This window comes from Rhizobium leucaenae USDA 9039 (assembly GCF_000426285.1).
GTDB classification, from domain to species: Bacteria; Pseudomonadota; Alphaproteobacteria; order Rhizobiales; family Rhizobiaceae; genus Rhizobium; species Rhizobium leucaenae.
Genome location: NZ_AUFB01000003.1, coordinates 378114 through 393545, shown reverse-complemented (window position 1 = coordinate 393545; position 15432 = coordinate 378114). Strand labels below are relative to the sequence as shown.

Below are 15432 nucleotides of genomic sequence, written 5' to 3'. Positions count from 1 at the left end.
GCCTGCTAACCCAATCTGTTAAGGTTAACTCGCCGTTTCAATGGTGTTAGAAAACAGCAATATGGTTAAGAAAACCTGAACCGATCCCAATCCGAAAATATAAAAAAAACCGCGCCTTACGGAGGCGCGGTTAACTTGGTGTTTAGAAATTTCGGCCGGCGTCGAGCGCCAGTCCTTCTTCTTAACGGAACAGCGACAGGATCGACTGCGAAGAGGAGTTGGCGATCGAGAGCGACTGGATAGCCAGCTGCTGCTGCGTCTGCAGAGCAGAGAGCTTGCTCGATTCCTGCTCCATGTTGGCATCGACGAGCTTGCCAACGCCCGATTCGATCGAGTCTGACAGCGACGAAGCGAAAGACGTCTGCAGGTCGATACGGCTGGAAATCGAGCCGAGCTTCGAACCCATGCTGGTCATGGAGTTCAGAGCGGTCTGAACCATGTTCAGGGCGCTGGAGATCTGACCGCCGGTCATGTTGGTGATGTCGAGGCTGAAGACCGAGGCATTGACCGTGCTGTCCACGGTGCCGAGAATGCCCGAAGACGTGTCGATCGAACCGCTGTTCGAGCCGAACAGAACGTTGCCCGTCGCACCGGTGTCGAATGCGTAGGACGTGGTGCTGACCGAAACGGTGCCGTTGGTGCCGCGGATGAAGGAGGAAACGACCGAAGCGGAGTCGCCGCTTGCAGCCATGACCCAGTTTTCGCCGTTGAACGAAGCGGACTGAGCGACGCTCTGCAACTGCTGCTGGAGCTGGCCGATTTCTTCCTGGACCTGACCCTTGTCAACCGAACCTTCCATGGCGGTGACGAGCTTGTCCTTGATCTGGCCGACGATGTCGAGCGAGCTGGTCACAGCGGTAGATGCCGTGTCAACCTTGGCGGCACCAAGGCCGAGGGCGTCGGAGACGGCGCCCATAGCGCTGTCGTCGGACTTCATCGTGGTGGCGATCGACCAATAGGCAGCGTTATCGGAAGCCTTGGAGATGCGTAGGCCGGAAGAAACGGCTTCCTGCGTATTCTGCAGGTTGGAGCTGATGCCGCGCAGAGTCTGCAGTGCGGCCATAGCGGAATTGTTGGTTACAATGCTGGTCATAAGTGTGTCCCCTGGAAACTGAATACGAAAAGGAGGACATACCGGACTTCAAATACCGGCGATGACGGAGCGGCTTCATGCTCCTCGGCCCCATTTCCTAGAAGGCCAAACCCGTCATGTCGCAGGTAAACTCGCATGCATTGCTTGCGAATTTCTTAAACACGCAAGCCCGGGAGGCGGCCGACCGCAACGTAGCTAACGATGCGTAAAGGAGCGTTCAACCATTGCTTCGGTTTCAGGCAAGCTACGCGCGCGATTATCCCACGAATCCATGATGACGGACTTCGGCCCTTGCCGGAGACTGTTCAAAGTTCGCCCGGAGTTCTCGCTCGTGAATACGAAAAACGCCTATGTGACAGCGTCCAGCCTCTATCAAAAGGGGCAATATACGCGTGCGCTCGAAACACTGAACGAGCTGCTCAATACCGACAAATCGCCGAAGACCTACGCCTTGCTGGCAAAGACGCTGGTAAAACTCGGCTTCAGATCGGACGCGGCGAGATCGTACGAATTGGCAGGCAGACAAAAGCCAATTCGCGAAGACTATCTGCGGGAAGCCTTGCTTTTGCATTTTGCCACCGGCAACGAAGACGCGACGCTCTCGATCGGAAGCCTGATCCTGCCTCAGGCGCTCAAGGATCCTGAGCTCGCCTATGCTCTTACAAGCATCTTTCTGAGCCGTCAGCAAAGAGACCTGCTGGCCGGCTTCAAGACCGTCCTCGTCGAAGGACCGGAGCTCAGACACCGGTTGATGGCCGCGAAACTGTTGACCGACGACCTTTACGACGAGGGCAATCGCCACATCGTCGCCACCCTGTTCAAGAAGCATCCGGACAACATCATCTTCCGCACGCTCCATTTGATCTTCGCCCGCGAATTGTCCGATCTCGCCACGGTGGACAAACATATGGCGCCGATCCTGACGTCGATCGCCGCCGGCAATCTCGACTATGTCAGACCGGATAACCCCTTCTTCCATCTGCACTGGTGCGGCGACGAAGCGATCAACAAGTTTGCGGTGCATGACACAGTGCCGCTGCCCGCCGGCCACGCCGAGGCGCGCCGCAAGGCGCCGCATACATGGGCGGACAAGATTCGCATCGGCTATCTCTCATCGGACTTCTGGCCCGGCCATGCGACGATGAAGCTCATTCAGCGGACATTTGAACTGCACGATAGGGGCCGGTTCGAAATTACCCTCTTTGACCATTCTTCTTTGACTTCTCAGCGCGAGGAAGAGTTCGATTTTTCGAGATGGGGTACTGTCGTCGATATTCGCAGCCTTTCCGATCAGGCGGCGGCAGAGGCGATCCGCGCTCGGGGGATCGACATTCTTGTCGACCTCAAGGGGCATACCAAAGATAGCCGCGTCCGCATCCTCAATCACAAGGCAGCGCCGATTCAAACGGCATGGCTCGGCTTTCCGGGCTCTGCCGTCAACATCGATCTCGACTACATCATCGGCGATCCCCACGTCCTGCCGGATCATTCCAAGCCGCATTTCCACGAGAAGTTCTGCCGGCTGCCCGAATGCTATCAGCCGAACGATCCGATATATCGTCCGAAGGCACGGCCGACGACACGAGCACAACATGGTCTGCCTGAAGATGCCTTCGTCTTCGCCTCGTTCAACGGCAACCGCAAGATCACTTCACAAATGGTCGATGTCTGGTGCAACATACTGAAGCGCACCAAGAACAGCGTGCTCTGGCTGCTTTGCAACGGTCCGAGGGCGGAGGCCAACCTCTGGGCGCGCCTGGAGGCGCGCGGCGTCAACCGCAAGCGCATCGTCTTCACCACCCGTATCCGTTATGAAGATCACATCGACCGCCAGCAACTGGCCGATCTCGGTCTCGATACCTTTCCGGTGAACGGCCATACGACGACCTCGGAACAGCTCTGGGGCGGTTTGCCGGTGTTGACGATGAAGGGCACGAACTTCGCCTCACGCGTCAGCGAAAGCCTGCTCACCGCCATCGGCGTACCGGAATTGGTGGCCGCCGATGTTCAAGCCTACGAAGATATGGCCGTGGAGCTTGCCGGGCAGCCGGAGCGCATTGCCGCGCTCAAGGAAACACTGGTCGTCAACCGATATACCAAGCCGCTCTTCGACGCCGAACGCCTGACCCGTCACATCGAGACCGCTTACGAAATGATGGTCGAACGCGCCAGGAAGGGTCTCGGGCCGGATCACATGGACGTGCCCGCACTGCCGGTGCGCACCGAGCCGTTCATGGCCGAAGATCAGAATGCGGCGGCAATCGCCGCGGAGTGAGGACCTAAAGCTCCTCGCGATCTTTCAGGTTCGCTCCCACGCTTTAGCTCCTTGTTTTTGCATGTCGTTCTCGCAAAACCGCCGCACACTTTTGCGCGACATGCATTAAGCGTTTCAGCACTTCGCTGAAACGCCCTACCCTGTTTTACGCAATTCCGGACGGAAAATCGCCGTGCACTTTCCCAGAGTTGCCTGGCGTCACCGGAAGCTCTGCTGCCGATGACTGCCCCGCCGGCGGCAGCGATTAGTGGAAAGAACGCACGAGACTGCCGACCAGCAGGTTCCAGCCGTCGATCAGCACGAAGAAAAGAATCTTGAAGGGCAGAGAGATCGATGTCGGCGGCAGCATCATCATGCCCATCGCCATGACGATGGTCGAGACGATCAGGTCGATGACCAGAAACGGCAGAACGACCAGGAAGCCAATTTCAAAACCGCGGCGGATTTCCGAGATCATGAAGGCCGGGATTAGCACGCGGTAATCGATCTTGTTGTCGACCACGACCGTCTGCCCACGCTCCTGCGCCAGATCGACGAAGAGCTTGATGTCCTTGTCGCGCGTGTTGTTGGACATGAAGGTACGGAACGGCTCGGCGATGCGCTGAACGGCGTCGGCCTCCGAAATCTGGTTGGCAAGCAGCGGCTGCGCGCCATCCTTCCAGGCCTGATCGAAGGTCGGCGACATGACGTAGAAGGTCATGAACAGCGCGAGACTCAGCAGGATCATGTTGGACGGCGTGGTCGCGAGGCCCATGCCCGAACGCAGGATCGAGAAGGCGATGATGAAGCGCGGAAAGCTGGTCACCATGATGAGGATGCCGGGCGCGATCGACAGGATCGTCAACAGCCCGAAGGTGCGAATGATCCAAGCCGCGACCGACCCGTTCACCGGGACATTCAAGAGATCCGTCGGGAGCTGAGATGGCAATTGCTGCGCCATCGCCATTTCAGGCGAAAACGCAGCAAAAGCTAATATAAGTAAAGCAAGTAATAATCGAATCATTCGATCACGAAAGTTCTGAACATAACTTTCGATACGCGCCCTTCCGAGCGCAGGTCAACACGTTCCTGAATGTCATCCCGAAGATATTGGAAGCCGCGCGGGCCCTCGACCTGCTGCAGCGAAACGGTGCGGACGTAGGCGAGGATATCCTGGTGGATGGCTTCCGCAAGCTGCGCGTCCGGCTTGCCCTTGAACATCAGCGCGATTTCCAGCCGGATCCAGTTTTGGGAGGGATAGGCAAGATTGGTCGTGATCGGATCGAGCTGAATGATGCCGTTTGCTTCCGCGGCGGCAGCAGCCTGCTTTTCGCCGGTCGGAGCCTGCGCCGCGGCCTGCACCACGGCCGTCGCCGTCTTGATCTTCGGCGCCACCATGGTGCCGAGGAACCAGCCGCCGCCGCCGCCGAGAGCCGTCAGGACCACCAGTCCGGCAATCATCATGATCAGCGGCGATCCCTTGCTTTTTTCCGATGCGTCTGCCGCTGCCATGTCTTTGTCCGCCCGTTATCGAATGCTATGTGCTGCCCGGCCGTCAGAGCGGCGACAGCAGATCGACCGCCTGCTGGCCGCGCGGCGGCTGCTGCACTTCCGTCAGGCGGCCGCGGCCGCCGTAGGAGATACGCGCTTCGGCGATCTTGTCGTAGGAGATCGTGTTATCCGAGGTGACGTCCTGCGGCCGGACGATGCCGGCGACGTTCAGGATGCGAATTTCCTGGTTCATCCGCACTTCCTGCGAACCGCTGATCATCAGATTGCCGTTTTCAAGGACGCCGGTGACAACCGCGGCCACAAGCAGAGTAATCTGCTCGGAACGCTGCATCTTGCCCTTGCCGTCGGTGCTGGTGTCGGAGCCGGAGGTCGCGTCGGCATTGGTGCTCGGCTGCCAGCCAAAGATCTTGGCGGTGATGTTCCAGTTCATGTCGCTCTTGTTCGTGCGACTGCGGTTCGTCTCGTTATCCCAATTCGCCTTGTCGTTGATCGAGATATTGACCGTCAAGATGTCGCCGACATTGAGGGCGCGCGCATCCTTGAAAAGGGCCGCCTGCGAATCGTTCCAGAGCGAGTAACCTTGTGCGACCTGATGCGGCCGCTTCGGATACTGCAACATCTGCGGCGTCTGCGCATATTGCAGGCCGCTGCCGATCGGGCTCATGGCGGGCGCGCGGCCGATTTCCTTCAGAGCCTGCGACTGACAACCGGCGAGGAAAACGACGACTGCGCACGTGGCCGTAAGACGCATGTTCATGAGGGGTCCTTCGACTTCGATGTATTCGGATCGGACGCGCTGGAGATGATGTTGGTGACAACAGCCGCCTTCTGCGCGTCCATCTCCGCCAGAATGAGGCTCGACTGGCGCGGCGAGAGTTTCATGATGATCGCGGCCGCCACGGTGACCTTGACGTCATTAAGGCTTGCCGCCGCCGCATCGGGCTTCATATTCTTGTAGATGTCGACCAGGCCGGAATCGGCGGTCTTCAGAAAGTCGTCGCGCCGCTTCAGCCAGTCTTCGTATTCCGCCTTGCGCTTGTCCATCGTGGCGATGCGCTGGTCGATATCGGCCTGCAGCTTCTCAAGCTCCTGCTTCTGCAGCAGATAGCGCTGATCGCGGGCCGGATCGGCGATGTTGGTGCAGAACTGTTTGATCTCGTCCTGGCTCGAAGCCGGATCCATGACCGGCTTCGGCGCTTCCTGCGCTGCCGCAGAGACCGACAGCAGCAACGCTGCCGCGACGCAGCCGGAGGTCAGCAATTTCCTGGCAATGGTGATCGATGTCATTGCAGCACGAGCTCCGCTTGCAGGGCGCCGGCCGATTTGATGCCCTGCAGGATGGCGATGATGCCGTCCGGCTTGACGCCGATATTGTTCAGCCCGGAAACCAGCGTCTTCAGATCGGGTCCTTCGAGCACGGCGACGCGGCCGCCGCTCTTGCTAGCGGTGATATCCGTCTGATCCTGAACGGCCGTTTGACCATTCGAGAAGGGCTCCGGCTGGACTATCTGCGGGTTTTCGCTGACCTGGACCGTCAGGGTTCCGTAGCTGACGGCGACCGGCGAGACGCGGACATCGGCGCCGATGACGATCGTTCCGGTGCGTTCATTGATGACGACCTTGGCAGGCGTGTCGGTCTGGACGTCGAGATTTTCGATATCTGCCATCAGCCGCGTCAGATCGGCCATCTTTGGCTTTTCAATCGCGACTTCCTGGGAATCCTTAGCCTCGGCGATTGGAGCGCCGAAGTGCGAGGTCGCCCAGGCATTGACCGTATCGGCGATGCGGATCGAAGTAGAGAAATCCGGATTGCGCAATTGCAGGACAAGATTGACCGAGTCTTTGAAACGCGAAGGCAGTTCGCGTTCGATGATGGCGCCGCCCGGCACGCGGCCGGCGGTGGTGGTGCCTTCGGTGACGCTGGCAGCAGCCCCTTGGGCCTGGAAACCCGAGACGATGACCGAGCCCTGCGCGACGGCATAGATCTGCCCGTCGGCGCCGCTGAGCGAAGTCATGATCAGCGTACCGCCGCGAAGCGACGTCGCATCGCCGAGCGAACTGACCGTGACGTCGATGCGGCTGCCGGGGCTTGCGAAGGGCGGCAGATTGGTCGTCACCATGACCGCGGCGGTATTCTTGGCGGCCGACTGACCGCCCTGCGTCGAAATGCCGAGGTTCTGCAGCATCGCGCGCATGGACTGCTCGGTAAACGGTGAGGCACGCAAGCTGTCGCCGCTTCCCTGGAGACCGACGATCAGGCCGTAGCCGATCAACTGGTTGTCACGGCCGGCCTGCAGCGAGGCTATGTCCTTGATGCGCGATTGCATCGCCAGGGCCGGATCGGCGATGATCAGGCTGGGCAATGCCAGCAAAACCCTGAGGAAATTACGAAGGCTTCTCATTTTGCGACCACTCGGATCGTGCCGTTTTCGAGAACCGTGCCGTTGACGATGATGCCGGAGTCCAGATTGCGGGCTCGTACGCTATCGCCGACCGCGCCGTCATCCAGCGGCGTTCCGGCCGCGGTGATCGTCATGCTGCCCATGTTCATCACCAGACGGATATTGGAGCCACGTGTCACTGCGAAGGGCTGGCGCAGGGCGGAAATGGAAATCGTGCGGCCCGGAAGAAGCGTCCGCTTCGATACCAACCCCGTGACATCGCGAAGCCGCTTGGCATAGTCGCCTGTGAGGTTGGGATTGGTGACCTCGACCTCTTCGAGCTGACCGCTGCTGATGATATCGCCCGGATAAATCGTCTCGGTCGGCACGACCGCGGTCCCCAGGCTGGTGCCGTCGGTGCCGGTTGCGCCGGCGGGAGTGGCCGACACGAAGATGCCGGAGAGGCTCGCTGCGGCGAACCAGGCCATTGCTAAGCTTTTCATCCGGCGAAACCTCATGTTCGGCCCGTCCTCTCGTTACTTCAGATCTTTGCTGACGATCTGCGCCATGTCGTCGGCGGTGGTGATGACCTTGGAATTCATCTCATAGGCGCGCTGCGCCGAGATCAGGTCGGTGATTTCCTTGACCGCATCGACGTTCGACGATTCCAGGTAGCCCTGCTTCATGTAGGCGAAGCCGTTCTGGTTGGGATCGGAGACGACGGGATCGCCGGAGGCCGGCGTCTGGGTGAAGAGGTTGCTGCCCATCGGCTGCAAACCGGCTTCGTTGACGAAGTTGGCAATCTGCAACTGGCCGAGAACGGTCGGCGTCGTCGCGGTGCCGATCGTCGCCGAGACCTGACCGGATTCATTGATGACGATGTTGCTGGCATTGTTTGGGATAGTGATCCCCGGCTGCAGCACGTTGCCGTCCGCGGTCACCATCTGGCCCGTATCGCTCTTGTTGAACGAGCCGGCGCGCGTATAGGCCGTCGTGCCGTCGGGCATCTGAATCTGGAACCAGCCGCGGCCGACCAGCGCGACGTCGAGATCGTTCTGCGTCTGCGACAGTTCGCCCTGGATCTGAATGTTGCGCACGGCCGTCGTCTGTACGCCGAGACCGATATTGGCGCCTTCCGGCACCACGGCCTGGTTCGGCCGGTTGGAAATGCCCTTGGCGCGTTCGGTCTGATACAAAAGGTCCGAGAACTCGGCGCGGGAACGCTTGTAACCCGTCGTATTGATGTTCGCGATGTTGTTCGCGATCACTTCGAGGTTGGTCTGCTGGGCGTCCATGCCCGTCGCGGCAATAGCGAGCGCTCTCATGTCTTGGTCCTTCGAGCTAGAGCGTGATCCCGAAAGCCGCTAAGCGGTTTTGAACAAGATCGCGCCAAATCAAATAATGGGAGCGGGGCCACCCGCCCTAAATCTGCATTTTCGTAATATCGAGAAAGGCCGAGACGACCTTGTCGCGCAGTGCGATCGCCGTCTGCAGCGTTTGATCCGCCTGCATGACCTTGTCGACCACTTCACGGGTGCTCATCGTCCCCTTGATGCCGGCGAAGGAGGCATTTTCAGCTTCCTTCAGCGTGTTGACCGTGTCTTTCGCCACATTGGACATGACCGAAGCGAAGCTGGTCCCGGTCGCGTTTCCGAGCGTTGAGCCAAGCGTCGATGCCGGGCTGTTGGACGAAGAGGAGCTTTGGTCCGTGGCGATGCTGCCGAGACCGCGGACTGCCGAAAGGGAGGAGATATTCTTGATAGCGTCAATCATTGTGCATTCTTCAAGAGATCAATGGTGGAGTTGATGAGATCGCGCGACTGCTTGATCGTTTGCAGATTGGCCTCATAGGAGCGATTGGCTTCGCGCATGTCGGCCATTTCAACGAGAACGTTGACGTTGGGCATCTTGACATAGCCCTTGGTGTCCGCCGCCGGATTGTCTGGGTCGTATTCCTCGATGAACTTGCCGGTGTCCTCCCCCAACTTCTTCACCCCCACCGTGGTCAGGCCGTTGGCGCGATCAAGCTCGGCACCGAACGTCACGGTCTTGCGGCGATAGGGATCGGAACCGGGAGTATCGCCCGTCGAACGGGCATTGGCGATATTTTCGGAAACAACACGCAGGCGGGTCGATTGGGCCTCCAGGCCGGAGCCCGCGATCTTCAACGCGGCTGATAAAGGGTCCATAACATCTTCACTTCATCTATTGTTTTACGGTCATCAACATCATGCGATGAAAGGAGCTGACCAGCGCGGTGTTCAAACCGTACTGGCGCTGGATGTCGCCGGATTTGGCGAGCTCGTCTTCCAGGCCAACGGTGTTACCCGACTCCTGGACGCCGATTTCCTGATTGAGCGACGCTTCCTCGACGTTCACGTCGCCGCTCTGACTGAATTCATTGCCCGAAAAATGCGCCGGATTGGTCTTCGCCATGGCGACGTTCTCGTTGTCGAGAACGGCTTGAAACGGCGTGACGTCCTTCGCGTGGAACTTCGGGGTATTGGCATTGGCGATATTGCCGGCAACGACCTCCTGGCGAACCTGGAGCCACTCGGCTTGCCGCGAGGCCAGGTCAAAGAGCTGAATCGGTTGCATGGGCTTCTCTCCGTTCTTACAGCAGGGACCCTAGAGGGATAATCTTGCGTGGGACTTGCGGGGAATGCGTTCTTGCTAAAGTCTTTACTAAGCCTGATACGCAGGCGATTGCGGGTTATCAGTCATGGCCGTAGACATCGCCGGTAGAGGTGACGATGATCCACTTTCCGTCACGCTGCTCGATCGTCGCCAGACGGCTGTTATCGGGCAGGATCGAGCCGACGCGCACGACATACATGCCGGTGTCATCCTCGATCAGAGCCCGGCCGTTGGCGACGTGCAGCAAATGGAACGGCGACTTGCCGGGGAACGGCTGATCTTCGGCCGGCTGGCCCTTATCGTCTTCGCGTCCGACGTTGCTGATCGTCGCCGTCGTCAGCGGATCGGGAGCGATAACCTTCGGTTCGTTCGGATTCTTGTTGACCATGGCGAGCGGCGAGACGTTGACGATCTCGCGTCCCGGCCAGTTCGGCAGGTCACGGGTGCGATCGCCTTCGGCAACGTGAATGCCGAACTTGTCCGGGTTCAGGAATACGTACCAGGGGAAGAAGGCCGAGATACCGGCGAGCAACAGGCCGGTGCCGGCCAGTGCCTTATCGGTGAAGGTCCGCTTTTTTACCGGCTTCAGCGGAGCGACCGGTTCGTCTGCATCGGATTCTCTCACGTCTGGCCTCTCTCTCGGCATGGCCCGAACGGCGTGAAGCAATTTCGGACCGGGGGATGCGACATCAATTGGCTGGAGCGAACGACATTGCGTGGAAACATCATTTTGCTCTCGGCTGGATGTTTGCGGCCGAGCCGTTTTTCAACGCGGTCGCAAGGTCGGTAAAGGCATCGGCCGAGGGGCGTTCGCCCGGGGTCTGTTTCAGGATGTCGTAGATGATCGGTACCTGGCGGACGGCCATGTCGAGATCCGGGTCGCTGCCCTGGCGATATCCGCCGATCAGGCGCAGGTCTCGGGTTTCCTCATAGCGGTGCACGAGCGCCTTCAGGCGCGAAACCAACTTTTCCTGATCCGGCGTCCAGGCTTTGCGCGCTAAGCGCGACACCGAGGCCAAGGGATCGATCGGCGGATAACGACCCTCCTCCGCCAGGCTGCGCTGCAGGACGATATGGCCATCGAGAATGCCGCGGGTGGAATCGGCAATCGGGTCGTTGTGATTGTCGCCGTCGACGAGGATGGAAATGATGGCGGTGATCGTGCCGGTCCCTTCCGGCCCCGGACCTGCGCGCTCGAGAAGGCGCGGCAGTTCGGTGAAGACGGAGGCCGGATAACCGCGCGCGATCGGCGGTTCGCCGGACGCGGTCGCAACCTCGCGGATCGCATGGGCGAAGCGGGTGACGCTGTCGACGATCAACAGCACATTGTCGCCCTGATCGCGGAAATGCTCGGCGATGGTGATGGCCGACAACGGCGCCATCTTGCGCAGCATCGGGCTCTCGTCGCTGGTCGCGACGATGGCGATCGACTTCTGCATGTGGGAACCGAGCGTGTCCTCGATGAATTCGCGGACTTCGCGGCCACGTTCGCCGACCAGGGCGATCACCACCTTGTCGAAAGCATTGGCGCGGGCCAGCATCGACAGCAGCGTCGACTTGCCGACGCCGGAACCGGCGAAGATGCCGAGACGCTGGCCAAGGCAGAGCGGCGAGAAGATGTCGATGGCGCGCACGCCGGTTTTGAAGCCCGTCTCGACGCGTTTGCGCGTCATCGAGGGCGGCGCAGTATTGGAGATCGAGCGCGACTCCATGCCCGCCGTCAGCGGTCCCAGGCCATCGATCGGCTCGCCCAGCGAGTTGATCGTGCGCCCGCACCAGCTATCCGACGGAGCGATACGGAAGGCGCCTTTGCGGATGACCGTGTCATGGATGCCGATCGGCTCGCCCGGCTCGATCGGGCAGACATAGGTCAGCTCAGGCTCGACGCGGACGACTTCGCCGAGATGGATGCCGGTCGAGGATCGGTGGGCGACGAACTCGCCGAGACGCACATGCCTGGAAAGGCCGGCGACGGTGTACTGTCCGGCGGCGATAGTGCGCACATGGCCGCCGTCGGCAACCGTATTTTCCGCCATCAAATATTGATCCGCCAAAGCGGCCATACGCGAAAATCTTGGCGACATCGCGCCCTCAGGCAGCCCATCCTCGAACATCATCCGACCCTCTTACTGGCTGCCGCCGAGGGTCTTGATCGCATCCGAGAGCGTGCCTTCGCTGCTGTTCGTCAGCGTCGAAATATTATCGAAAGCACGGCTGACTTCGATAAGCTGGGTCATTTCCCGCATGCCGTTGACGTTGGAGTTTTCGAGATACCCCTGGGCGATACCGACATTGGAGCGGTCGACGACGGACTGCGGCGGGTCTGTCGGCAAGACACCGCTATTATCATAGCGCAGGAAGCCCTTGCTGATATCGGCGCTGTAGAGCCCGATCTTGCCGACTTGCTTGCCGTTCTGCGCGATCGTGCCGTCCGAGGAGACGCTCGGTGCCCCACCGCCGGGATCGAGCTGGATCGGTGCGCCGCCGGGATCGAGCACCGGATAGCCTCGCGTGGAGACAAGCGCTCCGCTCTCGGTCATGGTGAAGCGGCCGTCGCGCGTCAGGACCAGGCCTGCCGGCGTGTTGATGCCGAACCAGGCATCGCCCTTGACCGCAAAATCGAAGAGATTGCCGGTGTTTTCCAGTTCGCCGTTGTCGGTGGAGAGATAGTCGTTGCCTTGCGAGACGAAGGCGACCTTGGCGTTGAGCTTGTTTTCGGTATTGCTGAGCACTTGATTGAACTTGACCTCGGTGCCACGAAAACCCGTGGTATTCACGTTGGCCATGTTATCGGCGATCGTCGTCAGACGCCGCTCGAGCGCCATCTGCGATGACAGCGCCACATAGATACCAGACTGCATTTTCAACGCCCTCCGGACATTGGAGAATAACGGGAAAGGAAACGCCAATATTGCGGCGCTCCTACATTTCGTTAGCCGGGCGTGGATGCCCTTACCCGATACCCTACCCGCATTGGCTTGTGCGAAGCTGACACGTCGAAAGGCCATTTTCGGAGCGCACCGAACAGCCTCACGCAAGGCAGGTCCCCTACTTCAACGAAGGAAGCAACGTTCAGGTGTGGACTGGCGATGAATATTATTATCGGATTTGTAGTGACCTGCGGCTGCATCATTGGCAGCTTCATGGCGATGGGCGGGCATGTGGACGCGCTGTTCCAGCCCTTCGAATTTGTCATCATCGCGGGCGCAGGCATCGGCGGCTTCATTATGGCCAATCCGATGAAGGTCGTGAAGGATTCCGGTAAGGCGCTGGGCGAGGCCTTCAAGCATGCGGTTCCGAAGGAACGCAACTATCTCGACACGCTCGGCGTGCTCTATGCGCTGATGCGCGACCTGCGCACCAAGTCGCGCAACGAAATCGAAGCGCACATCGACAACCCGGACGAATCCATAATCTTCCAGGCCGCCCCGACGGTGCTGAAGAACAAGGAACTGACGGCGTTCATCTGCGATTATGTCCGCCTCATCATCATCGGCAACGCCCGCTCGCATGAGATCGAGGCGCTGATGGACGAGGAAATCAACACCATTCTGCACGACAAGATGAAGCCCTACCATGCCATCACGATCATGGGCGATTCCTTCCCGGCCATCGGTATCGTCGCCGCCGTTCTCGGCGTCATCAAGGCCATGAGCCACATCAACGATTCGCCCGAAGTGCTCGGTCACCTTATCGGCTCGGCACTGGTCGGCACCTTCCTCGGCATTATCCTTTCCTACTCCGTCTGCGCCCCCCTCGTGTCGCAGATCAAGATCGTTCGCAACAAGCAGCATCGCCTCTACGTGATCGTGAAGCAGACGTTGCTCGCCTACATGAATGGCTCGGTACCGCAGGTGGCGCTCGAATATGGCCGCAAGACCATCTCCTCCTACGAACGGCCGTCGATCGATGCCGTCGAGCAGGAAATGATGAATCCCGGCGGTGAGAGCAAGGCGGCCTGACGATCATGAGCCAGCAATCACCAGCCAAGGTACAGTCGATGGATCGCGCCCTGTTTGCCAAGCTGACCGGTGGCCTCGGCGACCAGGCAACCGTTGGAAAGCTCGCCGCCGCCTTCGGCCAGGTCTACGGCGAATTTCTCCCCGACTTCATCAAGACCGAAACCGGTCTCGACGTGTCCATCGCCTATGCCGGCTGCCGATCGGGACTGATGAACGATCTCATCGCCGGCCTTGGCGGCAATTATGCGCTTGCGAATGGATCTCTGCGCAACTGGGCACCGAAGTTCGTTCTCGGCTGCGGCTCGGGCTTCATCATGACCCTTATGGAGCACATGCTGGGTGCGCTGCCTGAGAGCATCGAGGCGCCCGTTCCGCGGCCGCTGTCGACGATCGAGCTCGATCTTGCGGTCATGGTATTCGACAAGATCGCCAACGTGCTGCGCTCTGCCGTCAACGCGGCCGGTGGTTTCGAACCTTATCTGGACCCGCCGTACAATATCGAGAACCGCCCGAAGCCGGTTGCCGACCAGGCAGATGAATTCGCCGCTGCCATCACCATGATGATCTCTCTCGGCAAGACCGTTTCGGAAATCGTCGTCATCATCCCGCAGCAGGTTCTGCTGCGCACCGTGGTCAGCGCACCGCGGGCGAAGAACCCATCCGCCGCATCGGAAGCATGGACGGAGCAGCTCAGCGAGCAGGTGCGTCGCTCGCAGGTGACGCTGGAGGCCCGGATCCGGCTGCAATCCCTGACGCTGAACACGATTTCCAGGCTCGCGGTCGGCGACGTCATTCCCTTCATGGATGCGGGTGATGTCCGCGTCGAGGTCAGCGCCAACAGCAAGGACCTCTACATCTGCGAATTCGGCCGCTCGGGCGAAAATTACACGGTGCGCGTCAAGGATAATGTGAATTCCGACGACGAGCTTCTTCGACACCTGATGAATTGACCGGCTGGCGGGTGGCTCGCCTACCCACGGCAGCTTGAGGCAAGTTTCAACTGGAATAGTGATTTCATGGTTAGGAAGACGACACAGAAAAGCAGCGAGGAATCGCTGGAAGTGGAAAACAGCGACGCCGCATTGGACGAGGCCATCGACGGCCTGCGCGGCGTGTTGAAGAAAGACACCGACGGTGGCATGCCAGACTTCGGTGCCGATACATTCGGGGCCGAGCCGGGCACGGATCTTTCCGCCTTCGGTGGCGATTTCGGCGACGACAGCGCAGGCTCCACCTTCGGCGGCGGCGATTTCGGCGGCTCCTCCTTTGCCGAACCGGCCGCTCCGGGAAGCGCGCTGACCGCCAATCTCGATCTGATCATGGACATCCCGATCGACGTTCAGATCGTGCTCGGCAGCAGCCGCATGCAGGTCTCCGGCCTGATGAACCTGACCGAAGGCGCGATTATCGCCCTCGACAAGAAGATCGGCGAGCCCGTCGAAATCACTGTCAACGGCCGCAGAATCGGCCGGGGCGAAATTACCGTGCTGGAACATGACGACACCCGGTTCGGCATCAAGCTTATTGAAGTATCGAATACAAAGAAAACCTGAACCCGGTTCAGGATAAGCCCACTCCCGGTTTGGGACGGAG

Annotated in this window: 18 protein-coding genes; 4 read left to right on the top strand and 14 right to left on the bottom strand. The window is 59.8% G+C overall.

Going from position 1 to position 15432, the window contains the following annotated elements:
* Nucleotides 1-181: 181 nt before the first annotated feature.
* Nucleotides 182-1093, bottom strand: coding sequence for a flagellin N-terminal helical domain-containing protein (locus tag K290_RS0106875; RefSeq protein ID WP_028751208.1), 912 nt, complete (start codon nt 1091-1093; stop codon nt 182-184).
* A 331-nt stretch (nt 1094-1424) separates the two neighbouring features.
* Between K290_RS0106875 and K290_RS0106870 the strand changes: the two genes are divergently transcribed.
* The gene (locus K290_RS0106870; protein WP_037135056.1) at nt 1425-3368 is read left to right on the top strand and encodes an O-linked N-acetylglucosamine transferase, SPINDLY family protein; all 1944 of its coding nucleotides are present in this window, start codon (nt 1425-1427) and stop codon (nt 3366-3368) included.
* 244 nt (nt 3369-3612) lie between these two features.
* Here the strand turns inward: K290_RS0106870 and fliP are convergent, their stop codons facing one another.
* The 13 genes from fliP to flgF form a co-directional block, all read right to left on the bottom strand.
* A complete protein-coding gene (gene fliP, locus K290_RS0106865; protein WP_028751206.1) occupies nt 3613-4371 on the bottom strand; it encodes a flagellar type III secretion system pore protein FliP in 759 nt (252 codons plus the stop codon).
* The gene (locus K290_RS0106860; RefSeq protein ID WP_028751205.1) at nt 4368-4859 is read right to left on the bottom strand and encodes a flagellar basal body-associated FliL family protein; all 492 of its coding nucleotides are present in this window, start codon (nt 4857-4859) and stop codon (nt 4368-4370) included. Before K290_RS0106860 ends, fliP begins: the two co-directional genes overlap by 4 nt.
* Nucleotides 4860-4902: 43 nt before the next feature.
* Complete coding sequence (gene flgH / locus K290_RS0106855; protein ID WP_028751204.1) at nt 4903-5616, bottom strand: flagellar basal body L-ring protein FlgH; 714 nt, start codon at nt 5614-5616, stop codon at nt 4903-4905.
* Nucleotides 5613-6146 carry a MotE family protein gene (locus tag K290_RS0106850; protein WP_028751203.1) on the bottom strand — a complete coding sequence of 178 codons (534 nt, stop codon included), beginning with the start codon at nt 6144-6146 and terminating at the stop codon, nt 5613-5615. Before K290_RS0106850 ends, flgH begins: the two co-directional genes overlap by 4 nt.
* Nucleotides 6143-7261, bottom strand: coding sequence for a flagellar basal body P-ring protein FlgI (locus K290_RS0106845; RefSeq protein WP_028751202.1), 1119 nt, complete (start codon nt 7259-7261; stop codon nt 6143-6145). Before K290_RS0106845 ends, K290_RS0106850 begins: the two co-directional genes overlap by 4 nt.
* Nucleotides 7258-7743: a flagellar basal body P-ring formation chaperone FlgA gene (flgA, locus tag K290_RS0106840; RefSeq protein WP_425337582.1), complete on the bottom strand. Its 486-nt coding sequence runs from the start codon at nt 7741-7743 to the stop codon at nt 7258-7260. Before flgA ends, K290_RS0106845 begins: the two co-directional genes overlap by 4 nt.
* A gap of 33 nt (nt 7744-7776) precedes the next feature.
* Nucleotides 7777-8565 (bottom strand): flagellar basal-body rod protein FlgG, encoded by a 789-nt coding sequence (gene flgG, locus K290_RS0106835; protein ID WP_028751200.1) that lies wholly within the window; start codon nt 8563-8565, stop codon nt 7777-7779.
* A gap of 97 nt (nt 8566-8662) precedes the next feature.
* The gene (gene fliE / locus K290_RS0106830) at nt 8663-9013 is read right to left on the bottom strand and encodes a flagellar hook-basal body complex protein FliE (RefSeq protein ID WP_028751199.1); all 351 of its coding nucleotides are present in this window, start codon (nt 9011-9013) and stop codon (nt 8663-8665) included.
* Entirely contained in the window at nt 9010-9429 is a 420-nt protein-coding gene (gene flgC / locus K290_RS0106825; protein WP_028751198.1) for a flagellar basal body rod protein FlgC, read from the bottom strand. The genes fliE and flgC overlap by 4 nt, the downstream gene beginning before the upstream one ends.
* 16 nt (nt 9430-9445) lie before the next feature.
* A complete protein-coding gene (gene flgB, locus K290_RS0106820; protein WP_028751197.1) occupies nt 9446-9838 on the bottom strand; it encodes a flagellar basal body rod protein FlgB in 393 nt (130 codons plus the stop codon).
* Between the two features lie 118 nt (nt 9839-9956).
* On the bottom strand, nt 9957-10502 hold the full coding sequence (locus K290_RS0106815; RefSeq protein ID WP_028751196.1) for a hypothetical protein: 546 nt from the start codon (nt 10500-10502) through the stop codon (nt 9957-9959).
* Between the two features lie 100 nt (nt 10503-10602).
* Entirely contained in the window at nt 10603-11991 is a 1389-nt protein-coding gene (gene fliI / locus K290_RS0106810; RefSeq protein WP_028751195.1) for a flagellar protein export ATPase FliI, read from the bottom strand.
* A gap of 12 nt (nt 11992-12003) precedes the next feature.
* Nucleotides 12004-12738: a flagellar basal-body rod protein FlgF gene (gene flgF, locus K290_RS0106805; RefSeq protein ID WP_028751194.1), complete on the bottom strand. Its 735-nt coding sequence runs from the start codon at nt 12736-12738 to the stop codon at nt 12004-12006.
* Between the two features lie 228 nt (nt 12739-12966).
* Between flgF and motA the strand changes: the two genes are divergently transcribed.
* From motA to fliN, 3 genes are all read left to right on the top strand, one after another.
* Complete coding sequence (motA, locus tag K290_RS0106800; protein WP_028751193.1) at nt 12967-13839, top strand: flagellar motor stator protein MotA; 873 nt, start codon at nt 12967-12969, stop codon at nt 13837-13839.
* Between the two features lie 5 nt (nt 13840-13844).
* Entirely contained in the window at nt 13845-14789 is a 945-nt protein-coding gene (locus K290_RS0106795) for a FliM/FliN family flagellar motor switch protein (RefSeq protein ID WP_028751192.1), read from the top strand.
* A gap of 66 nt (nt 14790-14855) precedes the next feature.
* Nucleotides 14856-15392 carry a flagellar motor switch protein FliN gene (gene fliN, locus K290_RS0106790; protein WP_028751191.1) on the top strand — a complete coding sequence of 179 codons (537 nt, stop codon included), beginning with the start codon at nt 14856-14858 and terminating at the stop codon, nt 15390-15392.
* The last annotated feature ends 40 nt before the right edge of the window (nt 15393-15432 follow it).